Here is a 284-nt window from a genome sequence, read left to right on the forward strand (position 1 = left end):
GCTAATACCTCTGCTTTCGGCAAGGATAAACTTCCAACTGATATTTCTGTTATCCGTAACAAAATACTGCCATCTTCCATTTTGCTAGGTTGAAAATAAATATAGAGTGGGATAGTCACACCAAAAATCTGATAGCTGCCTTCAAAAACAACTTGCTGACTCGTTACGAATAATTGATAGGAAAACTCTTCCGTCTGATACTCTTTTAGATAGTTAGTGAGGGTTTGGTTGAGCTGTTCCCTATTAGTGGAGAAGGTCCCAACCTTTGTGTCTTCTGTACTAGT

Annotated in this window: 1 protein-coding gene; it reads right to left on the minus strand. The window is 38.7% G+C overall.

Translation table 11 applies throughout. From position 1 onward, the window contains the following. Positions 1–284 (minus strand): DUF2140 family protein (locus C1G53_RS09790; RefSeq protein ID WP_153046707.1); only part of this gene is annotated, 284 nt, incomplete at both ends.

The organism is Streptococcus suis, assembly GCF_002960445.1.
Classification (GTDB): domain Bacteria; phylum Bacillota; class Bacilli; order Lactobacillales; family Streptococcaceae; genus Streptococcus; species Streptococcus hyiners.